Here is a 19,116-nt window from a genome sequence, read left to right as displayed (position 1 = left end):
CTCTGGCTTTTCCATTCCATTGGAACCCGTTCAGTCCATCTGCGTTTTTTCCAAGCTGCGCAATTGCAACGCCACTTTATCCAAAACACCGTTAATGTACTTGTGACTTTCCTCGGCACCAAAGCGCTTAGCCAGTTCCACCGATTCGTTAATGACGACTCGATAAGGAATTTCCGGCTTGGCTTGCAGTTCGTAAACGCCCATTCTCAGAATGTTTTTCTCCACCGGATCAATCATCGCGACCGCACGATCCAAAAACGGTGCGAAAATCGCATCCAATTCCGTTACTTGGCCAGTCACACTGTTGACCAAGTCACGAAATAAAGAGGCATCCACATCGCTCAGCAAACCGTCTTCCGAAAACTGCTTGATGATGTCAAACGGTTCGGTGTGATTCATCTGCCATTGGTACAACGCCTGCAATGCAACGCGCCGCGATTGGGTACGCGGGCTCACCGGCCCTTCTTCTTCCATTACCTCGACACCGTCGCCGGGCTTAAAATCCGATCGATTCATAGTGTTCCGCAACCAATTAAAGCTGTTTCAACACATTAGCGGTTTCAATCGCCGCCAAGGTGCACTCTTCGCCTTTGTTACCGGCTTTGGTGCCGGCACGTTCAATGGCTTGCTCGATGGTATCCACGGTCAAAACGCCGAATGAAACCGGGGTACCGCTTTTCAGCGCGACTTGTCCAATCCCTTTCACGCATTCACCCGCCACATAATCGAAATGCGGCGTACCGCCACGGATTACCGCGCCCAAAGCCACGATGGCATCGTATTTTCCGGAGTCGGCCATTTTTTGCGCCACAATCGGAATCTCAAACGCGCCCGGCACAAACACCTGTTCGATATTGCCTTCCGAACCGCCATGACGCACGATGGTATCCACGGCCCCTTTTACCAAACTGTCGACAATGAAGCTGTTAAAACGCCCGACCAGCAGACCGATTTTCAACCCTTCCGCCGTCAAATTTCCTTCGATGATTTTCATTCTTATACCCTACTTTTCAACTCATTAAGACGCTCGATCGCCTCAATCTTTTATTTTCTCAATATTTTCGATGATTTCCAAGCCAAAGCCACCCAACGCGCTCATGCGCCAAGCCGAACCGATGACCTTCAACTGTTTCAAACCAAGGTCGGACAAAATTTGCGCGCCCAAACCATAAGTTTTAGCATCGTCTTCCGATTGGGTTTCCGGTTGACTGATGCCGCGATCTTTCATTTGGAACTGCTGAATTTTATCCAACAACTCAGCGCCTTCCTCGTGCTTACGCAAAATGACAATCACGCCCGAACCTTCCTGGGCGATTTGCTTCATGGCGAGCCGCAAAGACCAGCCGCATTCGCTCCGGTTGGAGTCAAACAGGTCGCACAGGGTATCCAACATATGCACACGAACCGCCGTCGGCTGACTGCCGTCCAACTGCCCGTAAACCAAGGCCATGTGCGCGCGATGTTCCAGAATATCTTCGTAACCTATCAACCGGAAGTCGCCGTATTCCGTTGGCATGTGACATTCTGAAACCCGCTCGATGGTCTTTTCATTCTTCAGGCGATATTGAATCAGGTCTGCCACCGTGCCCAATTTAATGCCGTGCTCTTGAGCAAACAATTCCAAATCGTCGCGACGCGCCATGGTGCCGTCTTCATTCATGATTTCCACGATAACCGACGCCGGTTCCATACCGGCCAATCGCGCCAAATCGCAACCGGCTTCAGTATGCCCGGCGCGTTCCAACACACCACCCGGTTTCGCCATAATCGGAAACACGTGCCCCGGCGTAACGATGTCGGCCGGTGTGGCATCGGATTTAATCGCCGCTTGAATCGTCGCGGCACGATCTGCGGCGGAAATTCCGGTGGTCACGCCTTCGGCGGCTTCGATGGAAACCGTAAAACTGGTGCCGTGCGTATCCTGATTCGTTCGCGACATCAACGGCAAATGTAGCTGCTGGCAACGTTCTTTGGTCAGGGTCAGGCAAATCAAGCCGCGACCGTAACGCGCCATAAAATTGATGTGCTCCGCGGTAATCGCATTGGCGGCAATCATCACATCGCCTTCGTTTTCCCGGTCTTCGTCATCCATCAGAATGACCATTTTACCTTGTCGATAATCTTCAATGATTTCTTCAATCGTATTTAACTGCATGTCTCTTTCCAGAATTCGTTAGATAAAACCGCGGTCGGCCAACAACGTTTCGATCACGCCATCGGGTGCGGTTTGTTCATCGTCTTGCGGCGCGGTCAGCATCCGTTCCAAATAGCGCGCCAGCAAATCAACTTCCAGGTTGACTTCGGTGCCGACCTGAAAATCCTTAATTGTGGTTTCCTGCCGTGTATGCGGCACAATATTAACATCAAAGGTATTACCGTCCACCTGATTCACGGTCAAACTGATGCCGTTGATACAGATGGAACCTTTCGCGGCAATATACTTGCTCAACGCCACCGGCGATTCGATCTGGTAACGCCAGGAACGTGCTTCCTGGCGAATCGAAGCCACTTTGCCGACACCATCCACGTGCCCGCTGACCAAGTGACCGCCCAATCGATCCTGCAAACGCAATGCCTTTTCCAGGTTCACCTGCGAACCGACTTTCAAGTGTCCCAGCGTTGAGACCTTGAGGGTTTCCGCCGACACGTCGGCGACGTAAAAATCATGCCCGAGTTCAACCGCCGTCAAACACACACCATTGCACGCGATACTGTCACCGATTTTAACGTCGCTCATATCCAGCTTTCCAGTGGCGATGGTCATTTTCGCATCCCCATTGACCGGCTGAATTTTTCGGATGATGCCTTCTGCTTCGATAATGCCTGTAAACATGTCCGCTCCTAAAAAGATGTCGCCAGAGTGGCCGCGCCGGAAACCGGCTTTAAAACCAGGTGCAAGTCGTCCCCGACGGTTTGAACCGACTGATATTGAAACGGCATTTTATCACTCATTTCGACCAGGCCTGGTAAAAAGAACATCGGTTTAGCCTCATGCCCCATCAGGCACGGCGCCATAAACACATGCAACTCGTTCACGTAACCAGACTGCAAAAAGGCACCCGCCACGATGGCTCCGGCCTCCACCAACACGTCAAAGACCTGCTCTTCCTGATAAAGGTACTCCAGCACCGACAGAATGTCCAACTTATCGCCATCGGCTTCCACCGCAACAATTTCCGCGCCGGCATTTGCCAACAACTCGACCAATTCCGGGTGATCTTCGGCGGTTTCTCGTGACGTCATCAAAATGGTTCGTCCAGGCTGAGACAGCATTTTTGCGTCGGCCGGCATACTCAGGTGCGCATCCAGCACCACGCGAACCGGGTGACTTTCCGCTTCCGACAAGTTCATTGTTTGCAATTCGGCTTCCGGCAAACGCACCGTCATACTTGGATCGTCGGCCAATATCGTACCGATGCCGGTGACCAAGGCACCGCTTTTGGCACGCATTCGATGCACTTCATGCCGCGCAGCGGCGCCGGTAATCCACTGACTCTCGCCATTCGCCATCGCCGTATGACCATCGAGGCTATTGGCCATTTTCAAACGCACATAAGGCAATTTACAACGCATGGCATGGACAAATCCAGCGTTCAATGCTTCCGCTTCCGCTTCTAACAAACCGCTTTGTACGTCAATACCCGCCGCGCCTAATCTGGCCAGACCTTGTCCAGCGACCAACGGGTTTGGGTCTTCCATCGCCACCACCACGCGCCCGACCTTGGCCTCAACCAGAGCATCGGCACACGGCGGTGTTCTGCCATGATGCGAACAGGGTTCCAGCGTGACGTAAACCGTCGCGCCTTCCACCGATTCTTGAGCCGCCGCCAACGCCACTCTTTCCGCATGCGGCTCGCCGGCCCGTTGATGCCAACCTTCGGCGATAATACGATCGTCTTTCGTAATGACACACCCGACCGCTGGATTCGGCTTAGTCGAAAACTCGCCTTGACGGGCAAGCGACATCGCCCGGGTCATCATCTGGATATCGAAATCGGAAAAGGTATTGGAAGGAGAATCCATCATTACTGAGAGGTAGTGGCTTTCACCAGTTTTTCAATTTCTTCACGGAAGGCATTGACGTCTTGGAAGGAACGGTAAACGGAAGCAAAGCGGACATACGCCACTTGATCCAACTCCCGAAGCGCGTCCATCAACAATTCTCCGATTTGAGAGGAAGGAATTTCCTTCACCCCTTCGGCGGTCAATTGCTTATGAATGCGATTCACGACCTGATCGATGACTTCACTTTCCACCGGCCGTTTTTCCAAGGCTTTAATCAAACCGCGACGGATTTTATCGTCATCGAACTTCTCACGATTACCGTCGGATTTAATGACCCTTGGCAGAGTCAGTTCAGCGGTTTCATAGGTTGTAAAACGCTCACCGCAACGCATGCATTCTCGCCGACGACGCACCTGACTCCCTTCCGTTGCCAATCGGGAGTCGATTACTTTCGTATCCGGCGCATTACAAAAAGGACAATGCATAACTCGCGGTCACCGTTATTTGTTATCTGAAAGGCTTATTTGTAAACCGGTCTCGCCGCACACAAGGCTTTGACTTTCTCGCGAACGTCAGCAATGACCTGCTCGTCCCAAGACTCGCTTTCTTGCTTACAGGAATCAATCACATCACACATCCAGTTCGCCAAATTCACAGAATCTTCTTCAGTGAAACCACGCGTTGTCGACGCCGCTGTTCCGACACGAATCCCGCTGGTCACAAATGGCGACATGGGGTCGTTTGGAACCGAATTTTTGTTGATGGTAATATGCGCTTCACCCAACGCCGCGTCGACCAGTTTACCGGTCAAACCTTGCTCAATGAAGCTAACCAGGAACAGGTGATTTTCGGTGCCTTTTGAAACCACATCATAACCACGATCCATAAACACTTTTGCCATGGCTTGAGCGTTGGTTTTAACACGCTTGGCGTATTCTTTGAATTCCGGCTCCATCGCTTCCTTGAAAGCCACCGCTTTCGCCGCGATGACATGCATCAAAGGCCCACCTTGCGCGCCCGGGAAAATCGCCGAATTCAATTTTTTCTCGATTTCCGGATTCGCCTTAGCCAAAATCAAACCACTTCTCGGGCCACGCAAAGTCTTGTGCGTGGTGGTGGTGGTGACGTCGGCAATTTGCACCGGGTTCGGATATTCACCCGCCGCAACCAAACCGGCCACGTGCGCCATATCCACCATCAAGTAAGCGCCAACGGCATCGGCGATGTCACGGAAACGTTGCCAGTCAACCACTTGGGAATACGCGGAGAAACCGGCGATAATCATCTTAGGCTTATGTTCCTTAGCCAAACGCTCGACTTCTTCGTAATCGATTACACCGGTTTCCGGGTTCAAGCCATACTGAACGGCATTGTACATTTTGCCGGAGAAGCTGACGTGCGAACCGTGCGTCAAGTGCCCACCGTGCGCCAAGCTCATGCCCAGCACGGTATCGCCCGGTTCCAACAGCGCCATGTAAACCGGTGCGTTGGCTTGTGAACCGGAGTGCGGTTGCACGTTGGCGTAATCGGCACCGAACAGTTCTTTGGCACGATCAATCGCCAATTGCTCGACGATGTCGACATACTCACAACCGCCGTAATAACGTTTGTGTGGGTAGCCTTCAGCATATTTGTTCGTCAACACAGAGCCTTGCGCTTCCATTACACGCGGGCTGGTGTAATTCTCGGAAGCGATCAATTCGATATGATCTTCCTGGCGTTGCGCTTCCGCATTCATCGCATCCGCAAGTGCATCATCATAACCGGCAATGGTCATATTCTTATCAAACATGCTAAAGGTCTCCAAACAGAAAATAAGTATTACTGAATCAAAAAGAAAATTTTACCAAATTATTCAGGGTTTAGACGACAAAACCGGTGGTTTAACTTGAATTATTTTCACAAGCGGATGATCAAGTTTGTAAAATAGGCATTTTTATGGATATTCCAAAAGAATCTCCTGAGAAAGCCCTGAACTTTTCGTCCGCAGAAGTCAGACACTTTTGAACCAAACAACCTGAGGTAATATCGTGGCACAATTTGTTTACACCATGAATCGCGTTGGAAAAATCGTTCCGCCAAACAAGCACATCCTGAAAGACATCTCCCTATCCTTTTTTCCGGGAGCAAAAATCGGTGTATTGGGTTTGAACGGTGCCGGTAAATCCACACTGCTGAAAATCATGGCGGGCATCGACACGGATATTGTCGGCGAAGCGCGACCACAACCGGGCATTAAAATCGGTTATTTGCCTCAGGAGCCACAACTCGATCCGGAACTCGACGTTCGCGGCAATGTGGAACAAGCCGTCAAGGAAGTCAAAGACGCTCTGGCGGATCTGGATGCCATCTACGCCGCTTATGCCGAACCGGATGCCGACTTCGATGCCCTGGCCAAGAAACAGGCCGAAATCGAAGACCTGATTCAAGCCAAAGACGGGCACAATCTGGACCGCACGCTGGAAATCGCAGCCGATGCACTTCGCCTACCGCCTTGGGAAGCCGACGTCACCAAACTCTCCGGCGGGGAACGCCGTCGTGTGGCACTGTGCAAGCTGTTACTGGAAAGACCGGACATGCTGTTGCTGGATGAACCAACCAACCACTTGGACGCGGAATCCATTGCTTGGTTGGAACGCTTCCTGTTGGAATTCAGCGGCACCGTGGTCGCCATCACGCATGATCGCTACTTCCTCGACAACGCCGCCGAATGGATTCTGGAACTGGATCGCGGCGAAGGCATCCCTTACCACGGCAACTACTCCTCCTGGCTGGAACAAAAAGAAAAACGCCTGGAAATGGAAGCCAAGCAAGAAGCCGCCCGCATGAAAACCATCCAACACGAACTGGAATGGGTGCGCTCTAATGCCAAGGGCCGCCACGCCAAATCCAAAGCGCGTTTGGCCCGCTTTGACGAATTGAGCAGCCAGGAAAGCCAAAAACGTAACGAAACCAAGGAAATCTTCATTCCGGTTTCCGAACGCCTGGGCGAAAAAGTCATCGAGGTGAACCACATTTCCAAAAGTTTTGGCGACCGCTTATTGATTGAAGACCTGAATTTCAAACTACCACAAGGCGGCATTGTCGGGATTATCGGGCCAAACGGCGCCGGTAAATCCACGCTGTTCAAAATGCTCACCGGGCAGGAACAACCCGATTCCGGCAGCATTGAATACGGTGAAACCGTCAAACTCTCCTATGTTGACCAATCCCGCGATGCTTTGGATGACAGCAAAACCGTCTACGAAGAAATCTCCGAGGGCGATGACGTCTTCATGGTCGGTAATATCGAAATCAATGCCCGCGCCTACTGCGGTCGCTTCAACTTCAAAGGCACCGACCAACAAAAACGCATCGGCGAATTGTCCGGCGGAGAGCGTAACCGGGTACACCTCGCCAAAACGCTTCGAAGCGGCGGCAACCTGTTACTACTGGATGAACCGACCAACGACCTCGACGTTGAAACCCTGCGTGCTTTGGAAGAAGCTCTGCTCGATTTTGCCGGCTGCGCGGTGGTCATCTCGCATGACCGCTGGTTCTTGGACAGAATCGCCACACACATGCTCGCTTTTGAAGGTGAGTCTCATGTAGAATGGTTCGAGGGTAATTTCTCGGATTACGAGGAAGACCTCAAGCGCCGCAAAGGTGCGGACGCGGCCCAGCCACACCGAATCAAATACAAACCTGTTATCAAAGATTAACTTCTGCCTATTACAGACCCACTACAGAGGAAACACAGTATGGCCGAACAGTTTGAAAAAATGCACTCGCACATTGAAGCCATCGCGAATGCGATGCCCGATCCGATTTTCGTAATGGGCCAGGATGGTACCTATCTGGATGTCATCGGCGGGCAGGAACGCACGCTGTATGCGGACGGTCACAGTTTGATCGGTAAAAAATACGCCGACGTTTTGCCGGAAAAAATGGCGGAGCGTTTTCTCAAGGTGGTTAATAAAGCGATTCGCTCCGGCTACCTTCAGGAAATCGAATACCAGCTGGCCGACACCGAAGTGCAAGGCATCGAGCCCTTGAGCACCACGGAAGGTCAATGGTATGAAGCGCGTGTGTACCCTCTGGAGGACGACACTTATGAGCAACCGGCCGCGATTTGGCTCGCCATCAATATTACTCATCGCAAACACATGGAAGAACAGATTGAACGTCTGTCCTCCAACGATCCTCTGACGGATTTGTATAACCGGGATTACTTCCTGGGCATTGTCGATGAAGAATTGAATAAAGCACGACTCAACAAGCGCCCTTTATCCTTGGCGAAAATCAACCTGGATTGCTTTAAGCGCATCACCGATGCCTTTGGGCATGAAATGGGCGACAAGGCCATCCTGACGGCGGCACATGCCATCCGTAGCGTGGTGGGTGACTTGGGGTATATTGGCCGCCTGAGCTGCGACCAATTCATGATTGTCCTGCCGGAAGTCAAAGCCGTGGACGCCTTCCGCATCACCAAACTGGCTCAGGAAACCATTTCCGCCCAAACCATCCCGCTGGATGAAAACGAGTCCACTTGCCTGACCAGCCATGCCGGCGTCACCGAATTACGGGAGCCGACCGAAGACAGCCAAGTGCTTTTCAAACGCGTCAATAAAGCCATTAAGTCGCTGGAAGGCACGCGCGAAAAGACTAAAATTCTTTAAGATAATACGTTTGATACAATTCAGATAACTTAAACGTCAGACATAAAAAAACCGCCAGGCCTGGCGGTTTTTTTATGTAGTCGCTTCTAGCTTCTAAAAGCGAGTTAACGCAATCTTATTCTTCGTCTTTCAAGGTACCGTAGATCACCAAGCTGTGCGCCGACAGGTTATAACCTTTGTCCTTGGCAATTTCTTGAATACGCTCTTCGATGACCGGGTCCACGAATTCTTTGACTTTACCAGTCTTTAAACAAACCAAGTGATCGTGATTATCGCCGGTATCCAATTCGAATACGGAGATATTGTTTTCAAAATTCAAACGTCTGACGATACCGGCTTGCTCAAATTGAGTCAAAACACGATAAACGGTCGCCAAACCAACTTCTTCACCCTGGTCAATCAACATCTTATAGACGTCTTCCGCCGTCAAATGATGCTCGTCTCCTTCCTGCTCCAGAATTTCTAAAACTTTTAAGCGAGGCAAAGTCACTTTAAGACCTACTTTTTTCAAATCAGCGCTGCTCATCGAACTCAAGATTCCTTATTAAAAATTCAGTAGTGTGTATAATAAACCAAAAATTGATCTAAGTTAAAATTAATCTATGAATAAAGGCATTAAAAAAATATTGACAATCGCGCTGACCAGCGCCTTGATCACCCTATCCGGATGTTCGTTTTTTACGCCTTACAAGGCTACAATCACCCAGGGTACTGTCATTAATCAGGATGCTCTGGACACATTACAGCCCGGTTTAGTGATGGCACAGGTCAAAGACATTTTGGGACCGCCACTTGGGCAGGATCCTTACAATCCGTTTCATTGGGAATACGTTTTCTACACCACCGATCCGACCTTCCATCCGGATGCCGTACGACACATGTACGTCAATTTCGACCGCGAAGGCTTTTTGACGGATTGGAAAATTCTACAGCGCGAACCGCACCCAGGCGATTGAGCGCGGACCTTAAAGGCTTTTAAACCCTTCTTTTAGATCCTTTAAGCGTCCTTCTCACGCTCCGCCGCCACCTGCTTGCGGCGTCGATCGCGCGGATCCGCTTTCAATGGGCGATACACCTCGATTCGATCTCCTTCTCGCAACACCTGATCCAACTTGACCACTTGCGACCAGACACCTACCTTACTGATGTCCAGCTCCGGAAATTTTTTCAATAACATCGAGGTCTTCAAAGCCGTTTCAACCGTCGTGCCTTCCGGTACTTCCTGCTCGAACAGAAACTGTTCTTCTTCCAACGCATACGCCACTTCTATCTTCATCCGTACACCTGTTTCGCTCGATCGCAAAAAGACTGTACTAAGGTGGACGCAATCTGCTCGAAAATAGCACCAATGGCTGCGTTCAACAGACTGTTGCTGATTTCAAACTCAATGTCCAAGCTAATTTTACAGGCATTTTCATCCAAGGCTTTGAACAACCAGGTTCCGGTCAGAGCTTTAAAAGGCCCGTCCACCAAAGTCATATCGATTCGTTCCGGCTCGGTCAACGTATTTCGTGTGGTGAAGGCCTGCTTGATACCGGCTTTGGAAATCAATACGCTCGCCACCATTTCGTTTTCGGAAGATTCTTTGATTTCCGCCCCACCACACCAGGGCAAAAACTCAGGGTAGGCTTCGACATCATTCACCAAATCGAACACGGCTTGCGACGAATAAGGCAGCAACGCGGAGCGTGATATTTTTTTCATATTTTCCCGGTAAATTCGCTATAATCCGCCTATTATGGCAAAGAAAAAAAAGCAAAACAATCCAAACACCATCGCACAGAACAAAAAGGCGCGCTTCGACTATTTCATCGAAGACACCTTTGAAGCGGGTCTGGCGCTGGAAGGCTGGGAAGTGAAAAGCTTGCGCCAAGGAAAGATTCAACTCAACGAAAGTTATATCCTGCTGAAAAACAACGAAGCCTGGCTATTCGGCGCTCTGATTACACCACTGATCACCGCTTCATCCCACACGGCCCACGACCCGTTACGGCTGCGCAAATTACTGATGCATCGTCGCGAGATCGATCGTTTGTTGGGTTTGGTCGACCAAAAAGGCTACACCATCGTCCCGTTGGACTTGCATTGGCGTCAAGGCAAGGTCAAGCTTAACATTGGCCTAGCGAAAGGGAAAAAACAGCACGATAAACGCGCCACGGAAAAAGAACGCGACTGGAACCGTGATAAACAGCGCATCATGAAATATCACGCGTAATTTCAAATTCGGGCCTTGAAAAATTCAACAAGGCCCCCATATAACTCGTATAATAAGCAACCTGATTAAATTTTGCCGAAAAATGGCCAGACCTGGCAATTTTTCGATTTCCGACAAAATCATCATACCGTTTTGGGGATGCACTGGTTTCGACGGGGAGTACAAAGTTTAGGATGCATGCCGTGCCTGAATGATGCACGTTAATCTTTATTTCAATTTGTTATAGTTGCAAACGACGATAACTACGCTCTAGCGGCTTAATCCCGCTAGCGCAGACTGGGGCCGTTGTTCGTGGCGCCCAGTTCTGTGTCGACTTACACGGAATCGTCAGCTTCATGTGTTTGGATGAAGTCTGATTAAACGTTACAAACTCGCCGAATATGATCCCTGTTGATCGGGCAGTATTCTGGTTAAAATAGTAGATCAAATAAGCATGTAGAGTTTTAAATGGAGGCTTCTCGGACGGCGGTTCGACTCCGCCCATCTCCACCAAATTCCTTATCCGTTTGCGTTGACGACTTCAAACGCACCCGGAAAAATCCACACGGCGATCAACACAATGACGCCGACAATTAGCGCGCCTTTCAGTAGCATACCGGACAATCTGACCACTAGGTACAACCCGGCTAGAATCACAACCAAGCCGGCAATTGCAGTAGCATCACCTTGCAAAATCAATGCGCTGAACTCGTTCACACAACACTCACTTGTATTAAAAAATGCTATAAAAAAAGGGCTTTCAAGCCCTTCTTTTAATAAACGCCATCCCAATCAAAAGCTTATTTCAGCTTCTTGATACGCTCTTGCGGACTGATAACATCGGTCAAACGCACACCGAATTTATCATTGATCACCACCACTTCACCATGCGCGATGAGTGTGCCGTTCACCAACAAATCCAACGGTTCCCCCGCGAGTCGGTCCATTTCAATCACCGACCCCTGTGTATAGGAAAGCAGGTTACGAATCGATACTTTGGCACGGCCGATTTCCAATTGCAGGGTAACCGGAATATCGAGCAATACATCCAAGTCGACTTTTTCACCGCCTTCACCACGCCCTTTTTCCAAGGCTGAGAAGGACGCGGCGTCGATTTCATCGGCATTATTGGAGGCTTCTGCCTGCTCGGACAGCGCCGCTCCCCATGGATCGTCTTCCGCCGCCGATGGTGAAGCCTCCTGCTCCGCTTCCGCTTGTTCGTTCAGAGCATCACCCCATGCGCTCAAATCATCTTCTTCACTCATCGTACCATTCCTTTACGTTTTCGATCACTCTTTCCTGATAAGCAGGATGGTGTAAGATCTGTTCAATACGCACCGCTTTACGGTCGTTACTTTCACCGACTTTCCCTCTCACAAGACTGATTCCTTCCGCTTTCACCGTTACCAGTTCCGGCATTTCGATTGGGATAATGTCGCCTTTTTCCATCTTCATCAAATCGTCCATCTGCATCTGCAACTCGGCCAGATTGACGGACAAATCGATTTCAATATTTTTCGCTTCTTCTTTAAGGGTACGCGACCAACGGTTATCCGATTCGCCTTGCAGATTGGACATGCCTTCCTCGAGCTTGTCGCGTACCGGCTCAAGCATGGCGTAAGGCATGACGATGTCGACGCGCCCTTCCACGCCTTCGAATCGAACGTTGATCGGGCTGACCACAATCATATCGGTCGCATCGACGATACTGGCAAACTTCGGATTCATCTCCGAATGCATATAATCGATTTCGATGTCCATGACCGGCGCCCAGGCTTTTCGCAAATTTTCCGACGACATGTCAAGAATACTGCGTACCATGCTCATTTCCACCGGCGTGTATTCACGACCTTCGATCTTGAACGGCAACAAGCCGGTGCCACCAAAATACATATCCACGGCGGTGAAAATCAATTTGGAGTCCAGCGTAAACAAGGCCACCCCATTCAACGGATTAATCCGGTAAATATTCAGGCTGGTCGGGACGAACAGATTGCGGAGGTAGTCAATCATTTTAATGATTTTCACTTCCCCGGCCGTCACTTCAACACTCGACATGATCATCTCGTTGAAATGACGCTGGAATCCGCGCGCAAAACGTTCGTTAATGATATCCAAAGCCGGCAGACGCCCACGAACAATTCTTTCCTGGTTCGTGAAATCGTAAACCTTGGCAGACGTCCCTTCCGCAGAATCGTCCCCTTCGGTTTCAACGTCGCCACCGCCCATGCCTTTTAACAGGGCGTCGACTTCATCTTGGCTTAGAATATCATCCATTGACTGATTACCCGATCACAACTTATTGCATTACAAAGCGTTCGAAATACACATCTTCCAGCAGGTCTGGATAAATATTGTGCTTCTCCAGCACATTACGCGCCTTGGCCAATACCTTTTCTCTCAGCACATCCGGTCCGTTGTCTTGGTTCAAATCCGTATAGGTTTGAATACGCAACAAACTGGTGATGTCGTTTCTCAGAATCGGACGATAATTTTCCATATCGGCAATCAACTGAGGGTAATGTGACATAAACTTCATATTGACCGCTAAAAACTTCGCCTGCCCTTCGCCCTTAAAGTTCACCACAAACGGTTCCATGGCAAAGTACTGTGGCGCTGACCCTGGCTCTGGTGGATCATATTGCTTGAATTTCGGTGAATAATCTCGAACCACACCGTCATCATGTGCAGTGGCTTCATCACCATGCTCGGCTGAAGCGTGTTGTTCGGTTTCCGAAGAGTTTGCGTTATTGTCACTGCCACCACTGCTCAACAATAAAAAGGTCATCACCCCAATCCCGACGATCAATAGAATCACGACCACCAGTAAGGCAATAATCAAACCTTTTCCACCACCACTTTTTTTCTCTTCTTGAACTTCTTCAGCCATTGTTTATCCTTTATTTCTGCAACTTTTAACCATCTCAACCTAGTTTGACGTCCCGAGAGGCGAATTCACCATTTTTTGGGACAAATCTTCAATACCAGGCGCTTCACTCAGGCTTCGCAACCGTTGATCCGCTTCTTTATTCAAGACGATGATGCTAATCCGTCTATTACGTGGATTATACGGGTTTTCCTTATCAAATGGCACCGTATCCGACAGCCCAACCACCTGAGCGACTTTGTTCGATTCCACGCCGCCATCCAGCAATAGTCGTCGGGCGGCGTTTGCACGATCCGCCGACAGTTCCCAGTTGGTATACTCGGCATTCGAATGATACCCTGAGGAATCGGTATGGCCCGCAATACTGATTCGGTTATTCGTTTGGGCCAGAACACTGCCGACCTCTTTCAAAATCTTAGCGGCATAGTCCTTCGGCAAATCCACACCACTGCCAAACATGGGGCGCTTACGATCATCCAATATCTGAACCTGCAAACCATTTGGCGTGACTTCAATCTTCAACTGATTTTTAAACTGCTCCAATACCGGGTTCTCGGAGATTTTTTTCTCGATCTGCAGTTTTAACATTTCCATCTCGGCCTTTTCCTTGGCCTTATTGGCGGCGTCATCATCACCTTGATCGCCTTTCGGTGTGTCTTTAAACCCGCCCATATCAATCATCGAATCGGAACTTTGGCCGGCTTCTTTCGATTGCACTAAATTCGCCGGAGCCGACTCAATGACCGTCGGATCACGGAAATATTCCGCCATGGCGCGCATTTCTTCATCGTTTACGCCACTCAAGACCCACAACATCAGGAAGAAAGCCATCGCCGCCGTCATAAAGTCGGCAAAAGCTACTTTCCAAGCGCCGCCGTGGGCGCAATGCGGACATTTTTTCAGCCGCTTGATGATTATGGACTGTTCATCGCTCATGGCGCTTCTCTATCGCTTTGGTTATTTTTGAGTTTGCAAAAACTCATCCACTTCCTGGAAGGAAGGTCTTTCCGCTCCAGGAATCGATTTACGTCCGAACTCCACCGCTATTTGCGGAGCATAGCCATTCAAGTTGGCCATCAAACAGGTTTTGATGGTACCGAAAAAGGCCCCTTCGTCATGCGCACGGTTCGCCATATCGGATGCAATCGGCCCCACAATCCCGTAGGCCACCAAGATCCCGAGGAAGGTACCAACCAAGGCCACGGACATGTGGTGGGCAATTTCCAATGGCCCGGCATCCAAGTAGCTCATGGTGACGATAATCCCCAATACCGCTGCGACGATACCGAAACCCGGTAAGGCCTCCGCCACTTTACCAACCGCTTCTGCCGGTGCTGCGGCTTCATGATGGTGAATATCCATTTCCAAAATCATCAAATCTTCAATTTGATATGGGTTACTCGCACCGCTGATCATCAATCTCAAATAGTCGCAAATAAAATCTACTGCATGATGGTCATTGGCAATTTTAGGTGACGCATTGAACAACTCACTGGAATGCGGTTCTTCGACATCAGCCTCTATCGCCATCAAGCCTTCACGGCGTGCTTTATTAAAGATGCGGAACATCAGCCCCAACAGTTCCATATACACTTCTTTGTTGTAAGGCGCGGGTTTTGCCAAGCCTAAGGCGCCGGCAAAACTGGCTTTAACCACCCATCCTGGGTTGGCGATAATGAAGGCCCCCAAGGCGCTCCCGCAGATGATGACCACTTCGAGCGGCTGAATCAAAATGCCAAAGCTACCGTGCGGGAGATACCCGCCCAGCAAACAGCCAATGACCACCAATGTTCCGACAATTGCTTTCATATTTAAACCTTATTTTCTTATTTGCACCACACTAAGCAATTAGGCTTATTAAAGGTTTTTCACGGCATTCGACAAGGCTTCTTGAGCCGTTTTTAGTTGCGTCAGATTATCTTCGATTTCATGTAAAAAATCATTCACTTTTCCAGCTTGCATCTGAGTTGTTTCCACACGCTCTTGACCATTGCCCATGACTTCCACCGCATTACGAGCACGCTGTTGCAATTCTTCGATAATGGTTTGAATCTCGGTCGTGGCTTGTTGCGTTTTCCCCGCCAAGATTCGTACTTCGTCAGCCACCACAGCAAACCCGCGACCATGTTCACCGGCACGTGCCGCTTCAATCGCGGCATTCAAAGCTAATAAGTTGGTCTGTTCGGCAATATCTCGAATCAATACCAGCACCGTTCCGATATTGCTACTGTCTTCTTCCAATTTTTTGATGACCGAAGACGCATGCGTGACTTCATCGGTCAATCCGGTTACCTCAGAGATGACACTGGCAGCCGAAGTCATCCCTTCCTTCGTTCCGGAGTTCATTTGCTCAACGACATTCGACAACTGCTCGGACACACCAATCAGCTCGGAAGAGTCGAAGACTGCCGGCAAAGCGGCATCTTCACCACCCGAAGCGTTCACTTGCTCGTACGCGGCGGCCAAAGTCCCATTCAACTCTTCGATTTGTTCTTCCAACTCGGTCACGCGCTGTACAGCCGTATTGGCTGCCATGTCTTTTTCATCAAGAGAATCAGAGACCTTCGCCAACAACTGATTCAACGCTTTCATGAGCTTTGGATCCGCCGACTCATCTTTTAAAGGACTGGAGAAATCACCGCTTTCACTCAACTTATCCAACGCCGTGATTAACGAGGATTGCTCACACACACCTGGCTTATTACACCAAACCAGATACACGAGCGCTCCAGCGACGACCGCACCGACGGCAATGGCAATCAACGCAACACCTGTCGTTGGAATACCTTGTATTTCGGAACTTGCATTCACCCAAGGAGAAACCAACCCCGCCATCATTGCCATTGAAATTTTATGATGTAATTTCATGTCCATTCCTTTCTATTCTTTATGCTTATATTTATGCGTAGAAATCTACCAAATTGTCGGACGAAACCGTTTGAACAGCGCCTTCGGCTATGTCAGCATCATCGGCATCCGTCAACAAACCGCCGGCATGGTCGCCCGAAGATGATTGATCGCCTTGATTGGCAAAGCTTTGCTCAGAGGACGAACTCTCATCACGGACATCCAAAGAGCCGAAACCAACGCCCGCCGCTTCCAACATCTCTTTCAATCGCGGCATGGCATTTTCAATCGCGTCACGCGTTGTACCGTGCTGCGTCACCATCGAAACATGGGCATGCTGATCTTTATCCAAACTCAATTTCACCTGAATCGGCCCTAGTTTTTCCGGGTTCAAGGTAATCTTGGCTTCCTGAATTTTGTTATTGGCCATATAGGTGACTTTTTGCCCTAACGCTTGTCCCCATTGTGGAGAACGCACCGGGTGACCAATCGAAAAAGACTGTCCAGCGGTTTTCTTGGCATCCATCCCCAGTCCCAGGTTACCCAGAACTTTTTCCGCTTTCTCGGCTTTCTCCGCTTCCGCAACAGACGCTTCATTCGCGTTCTTCACCGCTTCCTGCTGAGTTTGCACCACTTGCTTTTGCACTTGGTTCATAAACTGCTGCTGTGCTTGTTGCTGTTGCCCGGAAAAGGATTGCTGCCCTTGTTGGTTGGACTGGGACGAAGCTGTATTCGACTGACCTGCGTTAGTATTGCCTGAATCCGGTTTATGGGATTTGGCCTCGGTCATTTCTTTACTGGCATTGCCATCGGTTTTCGGTTGCGCGGCATGCGTCTGCGATGTCATCGCAGCTCGGTCTTTATCTTGTGCGGCTTCTTTTACCATTTCTTTTGAATTCGTATCAACAACCGATTGAGAAGCCATAGGGTTGTTGGACGCCGTTTCCGACATAGTTTTTTGCGCTTGAAGGTCATGATCCCCCATGCGTGGCTGCGATGCTGTCAATCCCTCAGCTCGGGCCGACTCTTTGGTCAGACCTTCCGCCGCGTCATCCAACTCTGTCGTAGCGGTATCCGTATCGGTTCGAAGACTGTTCAAAACCTCTGGCGCCTTGGCATTATCCGCTGCGACTTCCGTTACTTTCTCTTGCGCTTGTGTCAAGCCTGAAGCCATCTTGTCGGACGAGCGGTTTTGCCCCATAACTTCATCCACAGCCACTTTCATGTTTGGCGCATCATCGACATTAAATGAGGCGGCTTGTTTTTCATTGGGGCTAACGTTCACCAAATCCATTTCATTTTCCGACACCGTCACTGGAGTACTATCGGTCGCATCCCACGAGGATTCACCTGCCTTTTCCAATGGGCTCATGGACGCCAAAACCGAATCGCCAGCCGTTTGCGTACCCGCTGAAGCCAGATTAACAACCTCTTCATTGGCATCGGTTTTAGTCACCGTGGAAACATGCACCTTTTCCGCAATTCTTTCCATCGATTCCTCAGCGGTCTCTACGACTTCAGAATCCATAATTTCCGCCAGGCCTGGGGCTTTTTCAGTGTTCGCATGGGTTCTGGAAGCATCCATCATGGCTTGTGCTGAAGCAATAGCTTTCGTGGCATTGGATGGCAACGTCGGCAACTTGGCATCTTGCGGCAAGTGAATCTGCTGCATGACCATGTCCAAATCGGTGCCGGCCTCTTCCGACAAGACCGCTTGAGGCAACCCCGTTTCATCGGTCGCCAATGAAGCGACCATCACACCGGCATGCTTGGCTAAGTTTTCCGTATCGACTTGAATATCCGACACAAACGCCGCACCAAGCTGGGAGCGATTTTCTGAATCGACCATAGCGGTTCCTGCCGCATGGTTCAAAACTTCCGCAAAGGAACCATTCAGCTTCGGCAATAATTGCCGTTCATCCGCACTTTCAGTCGTGCCTTGAGACTGACCACCGAGGTTAAGCGCTTTTAAAACCGGATTTTGTTCAATCATAATGCTGTCCGCCAATAAGATAATTTCAACGTCAGTTTGAGTTAAGCAACTTGCAAGCCAACTTTCAACTCTTGAGCTCACGAGTCCTGTATGCCGCGTACAAAGCGCTGGGACGCCAGTTCATCCAGCAGTTTTTGCTCCTGCTTTTCCAACCTGGCATGATGATCTTTTTCGATTTTTTGGCACAGTTTTTCCAACGATTTATGCCGGACACGTTTTTCCAACCATTCAGCATGGGCTTTTTCAACCACCTCATCAAGCTGCCGTACCTGTAAGGTTTGCGAATGGATGGCGTTGGTGACTTTATCCAGAAACGCTTGCATGGTTTGAAGTTGCGTCACAGAAGTGTCGCGCGACTTGGTCAACTGCCCGACATAATCGGCATGGTATTCCAACAAGGAGTCAAGCTGCGCTTGGTGACCATCACGTTGCCCGCGAACCGCCACGAAAACATCCTGCGCCTTATCGAGCTCGTCTTTTGCCAAATCGGCTAGAACACGAAGCCTTTCAAGTTTTGACATTGCCATATCGT

Annotated in this window: 23 protein-coding genes and 1 other RNA gene; 5 read left to right on the top strand and 19 right to left on the bottom strand. The window is 49.8% G+C overall.

Annotation, left to right across the window (positions count from 1 at the left end; translation table 11 throughout):
• Positions 1-30: 30 nt before the first annotated feature.
• The 7 genes from nusB to glyA are packed head-to-tail and all read right to left on the bottom strand — an operon-like array spanning position 31 to position 5,797.
• Positions 31-516 (bottom strand): transcription antitermination factor NusB, encoded by a 486-nt coding sequence (gene nusB / locus AYJ59_RS06355; RefSeq protein ID WP_127119610.1) that lies wholly within the window; start codon positions 514-516, stop codon positions 31-33.
• Positions 517-532: 16 nt separating this feature from the next.
• Positions 533-994 carry a 6,7-dimethyl-8-ribityllumazine synthase gene (gene ribH, locus AYJ59_RS06350; protein WP_127119609.1) on the bottom strand — a complete coding sequence of 154 codons (462 nt, stop codon included), beginning with the start codon at positions 992-994 and terminating at the stop codon, positions 533-535.
• Positions 995-1,036: 42 nt separating this feature from the next.
• Positions 1,037-2,155, bottom strand: coding sequence for a bifunctional 3,4-dihydroxy-2-butanone-4-phosphate synthase/GTP cyclohydrolase II (ribBA, locus tag AYJ59_RS06345; protein WP_127119608.1), 1,119 nt, complete (start codon positions 2,153-2,155; stop codon positions 1,037-1,039).
• Positions 2,156-2,173: 18 nt separating this feature from the next.
• Positions 2,174-2,833 carry a riboflavin synthase gene (locus AYJ59_RS06340; protein WP_127119607.1) on the bottom strand — a complete coding sequence of 220 codons (660 nt, stop codon included), beginning with the start codon at positions 2,831-2,833 and terminating at the stop codon, positions 2,174-2,176.
• Between the two features lie 8 nt (positions 2,834-2,841).
• The gene (ribD, locus tag AYJ59_RS06335; protein ID WP_237260275.1) at positions 2,842-4,026 is read right to left on the bottom strand and encodes a bifunctional diaminohydroxyphosphoribosylaminopyrimidine deaminase/5-amino-6-(5-phosphoribosylamino)uracil reductase RibD; all 1,185 of its coding nucleotides are present in this window, start codon (positions 4,024-4,026) and stop codon (positions 2,842-2,844) included.
• On the bottom strand, positions 4,026-4,490 hold the full coding sequence (gene nrdR, locus AYJ59_RS06330) for a transcriptional regulator NrdR (RefSeq protein ID WP_029938293.1): 465 nt from the start codon (positions 4,488-4,490) through the stop codon (positions 4,026-4,028). Before nrdR ends, ribD begins: the two co-directional genes overlap by 1 nt.
• 35 nt (positions 4,491-4,525) lie before the next feature.
• Positions 4,526-5,797 carry a serine hydroxymethyltransferase gene (gene glyA, locus AYJ59_RS06325; protein WP_127119606.1) on the bottom strand — a complete coding sequence of 424 codons (1,272 nt, stop codon included), beginning with the start codon at positions 5,795-5,797 and terminating at the stop codon, positions 4,526-4,528.
• 238 nt (positions 5,798-6,035) lie between these two features.
• Here glyA and ettA point away from each other — a divergent pair, with 238 nt between their 5' ends.
• Together ettA and AYJ59_RS06315 are read left to right on the top strand one after the other, a co-directional pair.
• Entirely contained in the window at positions 6,036-7,706 is a 1,671-nt protein-coding gene (gene ettA / locus AYJ59_RS06320; RefSeq protein ID WP_029938295.1) for an energy-dependent translational throttle protein EttA, read from the top strand.
• A 39-nt stretch (positions 7,707-7,745) separates the two neighbouring features.
• Positions 7,746-8,663, top strand: coding sequence for a sensor domain-containing diguanylate cyclase (locus tag AYJ59_RS06315; protein WP_127119605.1), 918 nt, complete (start codon positions 7,746-7,748; stop codon positions 8,661-8,663).
• A 115-nt stretch (positions 8,664-8,778) separates the two neighbouring features.
• Here AYJ59_RS06315 and fur read toward each other — a convergent pair whose 3' ends face one another.
• Positions 8,779-9,189, bottom strand: a complete 411-nt coding sequence (gene fur / locus AYJ59_RS06310) for a ferric iron uptake transcriptional regulator (protein WP_029938297.1) — start codon at positions 9,187-9,189, stop codon at positions 8,779-8,781.
• Between the two features lie 100 nt (positions 9,190-9,289).
• Between fur and AYJ59_RS06305 the strand changes: the two genes are divergently transcribed.
• Entirely contained in the window at positions 9,290-9,619 is a 330-nt protein-coding gene (locus AYJ59_RS06305) for an outer membrane protein assembly factor BamE (protein WP_225972285.1), read from the top strand.
• 41 nt (positions 9,620-9,660) lie between these two features.
• Here AYJ59_RS06305 and AYJ59_RS06300 read toward each other — a convergent pair whose 3' ends face one another.
• Positions 9,661-9,939, bottom strand: a complete 279-nt coding sequence (locus AYJ59_RS06300; protein WP_127119604.1) for an RnfH family protein — start codon at positions 9,937-9,939, stop codon at positions 9,661-9,663.
• Positions 9,936-10,367, bottom strand: a complete 432-nt coding sequence (locus AYJ59_RS06295; RefSeq protein WP_029938300.1) for a type II toxin-antitoxin system RatA family toxin — start codon at positions 10,365-10,367, stop codon at positions 9,936-9,938. Before AYJ59_RS06295 ends, AYJ59_RS06300 begins: the two co-directional genes overlap by 4 nt.
• Before the next feature lie 34 nt (positions 10,368-10,401).
• On the opposite strand from AYJ59_RS06295, the gene smpB reads away from it, so the two are divergent.
• Positions 10,402-10,878 (top strand): SsrA-binding protein SmpB, encoded by a 477-nt coding sequence (gene smpB, locus AYJ59_RS06290; protein ID WP_029938301.1) that lies wholly within the window; start codon positions 10,402-10,404, stop codon positions 10,876-10,878.
• 134 nt (positions 10,879-11,012) lie between these two features.
• Positions 11,013-11,370, top strand: a transfer-messenger RNA (tmRNA) gene (gene ssrA / locus AYJ59_RS06285).
• 6 nt (positions 11,371-11,376) lie between these two features.
• On the opposite strand, the gene AYJ59_RS06280 is transcribed toward ssrA, so the two are convergent.
• From AYJ59_RS06280 to fliJ, 9 genes are all read right to left on the bottom strand, one after another.
• Positions 11,377-11,574, bottom strand: coding sequence for a hypothetical protein (locus AYJ59_RS06280; protein WP_029938307.1), 198 nt, complete (start codon positions 11,572-11,574; stop codon positions 11,377-11,379).
• 83 nt (positions 11,575-11,657) lie between these two features.
• Positions 11,658-12,122, bottom strand: a complete 465-nt coding sequence (fliN, locus tag AYJ59_RS06275) for a flagellar motor switch protein FliN (RefSeq protein ID WP_029938308.1) — start codon at positions 12,120-12,122, stop codon at positions 11,658-11,660.
• The gene (gene fliM, locus AYJ59_RS06270; RefSeq protein ID WP_029938309.1) at positions 12,115-13,134 is read right to left on the bottom strand and encodes a flagellar motor switch protein FliM; all 1,020 of its coding nucleotides are present in this window, start codon (positions 13,132-13,134) and stop codon (positions 12,115-12,117) included. Before fliM ends, fliN begins: the two co-directional genes overlap by 8 nt.
• A 22-nt stretch (positions 13,135-13,156) precedes the next feature.
• Positions 13,157-13,747 carry a flagellar basal body-associated FliL family protein gene (locus AYJ59_RS06265; RefSeq protein WP_127119603.1) on the bottom strand — a complete coding sequence of 197 codons (591 nt, stop codon included), beginning with the start codon at positions 13,745-13,747 and terminating at the stop codon, positions 13,157-13,159.
• Between the two features lie 39 nt (positions 13,748-13,786).
• On the bottom strand, positions 13,787-14,680 hold the full coding sequence (motB, locus tag AYJ59_RS06260; RefSeq protein ID WP_029938311.1) for a flagellar motor protein MotB: 894 nt from the start codon (positions 14,678-14,680) through the stop codon (positions 13,787-13,789).
• Between the two features lie 21 nt (positions 14,681-14,701).
• Positions 14,702-15,553 carry a flagellar motor stator protein MotA gene (gene motA, locus AYJ59_RS06255; RefSeq protein WP_029938312.1) on the bottom strand — a complete coding sequence of 284 codons (852 nt, stop codon included), beginning with the start codon at positions 15,551-15,553 and terminating at the stop codon, positions 14,702-14,704.
• Positions 15,554-15,601: 48 nt separating this feature from the next.
• Positions 15,602-16,612: a methyl-accepting chemotaxis protein gene (locus tag AYJ59_RS13120; protein ID WP_127119602.1), complete on the bottom strand. Its 1,011-nt coding sequence runs from the start codon at positions 16,610-16,612 to the stop codon at positions 15,602-15,604.
• A 31-nt stretch (positions 16,613-16,643) separates the two neighbouring features.
• Complete coding sequence (locus tag AYJ59_RS06245) at positions 16,644-18,584, bottom strand: flagellar hook-length control protein FliK (protein WP_127119601.1); 1,941 nt, start codon at positions 18,582-18,584, stop codon at positions 16,644-16,646.
• Positions 18,585-18,661: 77 nt separating this feature from the next.
• Positions 18,662-19,111 (bottom strand): flagellar export protein FliJ, encoded by a 450-nt coding sequence (gene fliJ, locus AYJ59_RS06240; protein ID WP_127119600.1) that lies wholly within the window; start codon positions 19,109-19,111, stop codon positions 18,662-18,664.
• Between the last annotated feature and the right edge of the window lie 5 nt (positions 19,112-19,116).

Source organism: Thiomicrospira sp. S5, from assembly GCF_003991075.1.
Lineage (GTDB): Bacteria > Pseudomonadota > Gammaproteobacteria > Thiomicrospirales > Thiomicrospiraceae > Hydrogenovibrio > Hydrogenovibrio thermophilus.
The sequence above is the reverse complement of the archived record's forward strand: the minus strand, read 5'-3'. Positions and strand labels throughout refer to the sequence as shown.

Bases quoted from the DNA above. Each gene is read 5' to 3' on its own strand.
- nusB (WP_127119610.1), bottom strand. From the start codon at position 516: ATGAATCGATCGGATTTTAAGCCCGGCGACGGTGTCGAGGTAATGGAA.
- ribH (WP_127119609.1), bottom strand. From the start codon at position 994: ATGAAAATCATCGAAGGAAATTTGACGGCGGAAGGGTTGAAAATCGGT.
- ribBA (WP_127119608.1), bottom strand. From the start codon at position 2,155: ATGCAGTTAAATACGATTGAAGAAATCATTGAAGATTATCGACAAGGT.
- AYJ59_RS06340 (WP_127119607.1), bottom strand. From the start codon at position 2,833: ATGTTTACAGGCATTATCGAAGCAGAAGGCATCATCCGAAAAATTCAG.
- ribD (WP_237260275.1), bottom strand. From the start codon at position 4,026: ATGATGGATTCTCCTTCCAATACCTTTTCCGATTTCGATATCCAGATG.
- nrdR (WP_029938293.1), bottom strand. From the start codon at position 4,490: ATGCATTGTCCTTTTTGTAATGCGCCGGATACGAAAGTAATCGACTCC.
- glyA (WP_127119606.1), bottom strand. From the start codon at position 5,797: ATGTTTGATAAGAATATGACCATTGCCGGTTATGATGATGCACTTGCG.
- AYJ59_RS06315 (WP_127119605.1), top strand. From the start codon at position 7,746: ATGGCCGAACAGTTTGAAAAAATGCACTCGCACATTGAAGCCATCGCG.
- fur (WP_029938297.1), bottom strand. From the start codon at position 9,189: ATGAGCAGCGCTGATTTGAAAAAAGTAGGTCTTAAAGTGACTTTGCCT.
- AYJ59_RS06300 (WP_127119604.1), bottom strand. From the start codon at position 9,939: ATGAAGATAGAAGTGGCGTATGCGTTGGAAGAAGAACAGTTTCTGTTC.
- AYJ59_RS06295 (WP_029938300.1), bottom strand. From the start codon at position 10,367: ATGAAAAAAATATCACGCTCCGCGTTGCTGCCTTATTCGTCGCAAGCC.
- smpB (WP_029938301.1), top strand. From the start codon at position 10,402: ATGGCAAAGAAAAAAAAGCAAAACAATCCAAACACCATCGCACAGAAC.
- fliN (WP_029938308.1), bottom strand. From the start codon at position 12,122: ATGAGTGAAGAAGATGATTTGAGCGCATGGGGTGATGCTCTGAACGAA.
- fliM (WP_029938309.1), bottom strand. From the start codon at position 13,134: ATGGATGATATTCTAAGCCAAGATGAAGTCGACGCCCTGTTAAAAGGC.
- AYJ59_RS06265 (WP_127119603.1), bottom strand. From the start codon at position 13,747: ATGGCTGAAGAAGTTCAAGAAGAGAAAAAAAGTGGTGGTGGAAAAGGT.
- motB (WP_029938311.1), bottom strand. From the start codon at position 14,680: ATGAGCGATGAACAGTCCATAATCATCAAGCGGCTGAAAAAATGTCCG.
- motA (WP_029938312.1), bottom strand. From the start codon at position 15,553: ATGAAAGCAATTGTCGGAACATTGGTGGTCATTGGCTGTTTGCTGGGC.
- AYJ59_RS13120 (WP_127119602.1), bottom strand. From the start codon at position 16,612: ATGAAATTACATCATAAAATTTCAATGGCAATGATGGCGGGGTTGGTT.
- AYJ59_RS06245 (WP_127119601.1), bottom strand. From the start codon at position 18,584: ATGATTGAACAAAATCCGGTTTTAAAAGCGCTTAACCTCGGTGGTCAG.
- fliJ (WP_127119600.1), bottom strand. From the start codon at position 19,111: ATGGCAATGTCAAAACTTGAAAGGCTTCGTGTTCTAGCCGATTTGGCA.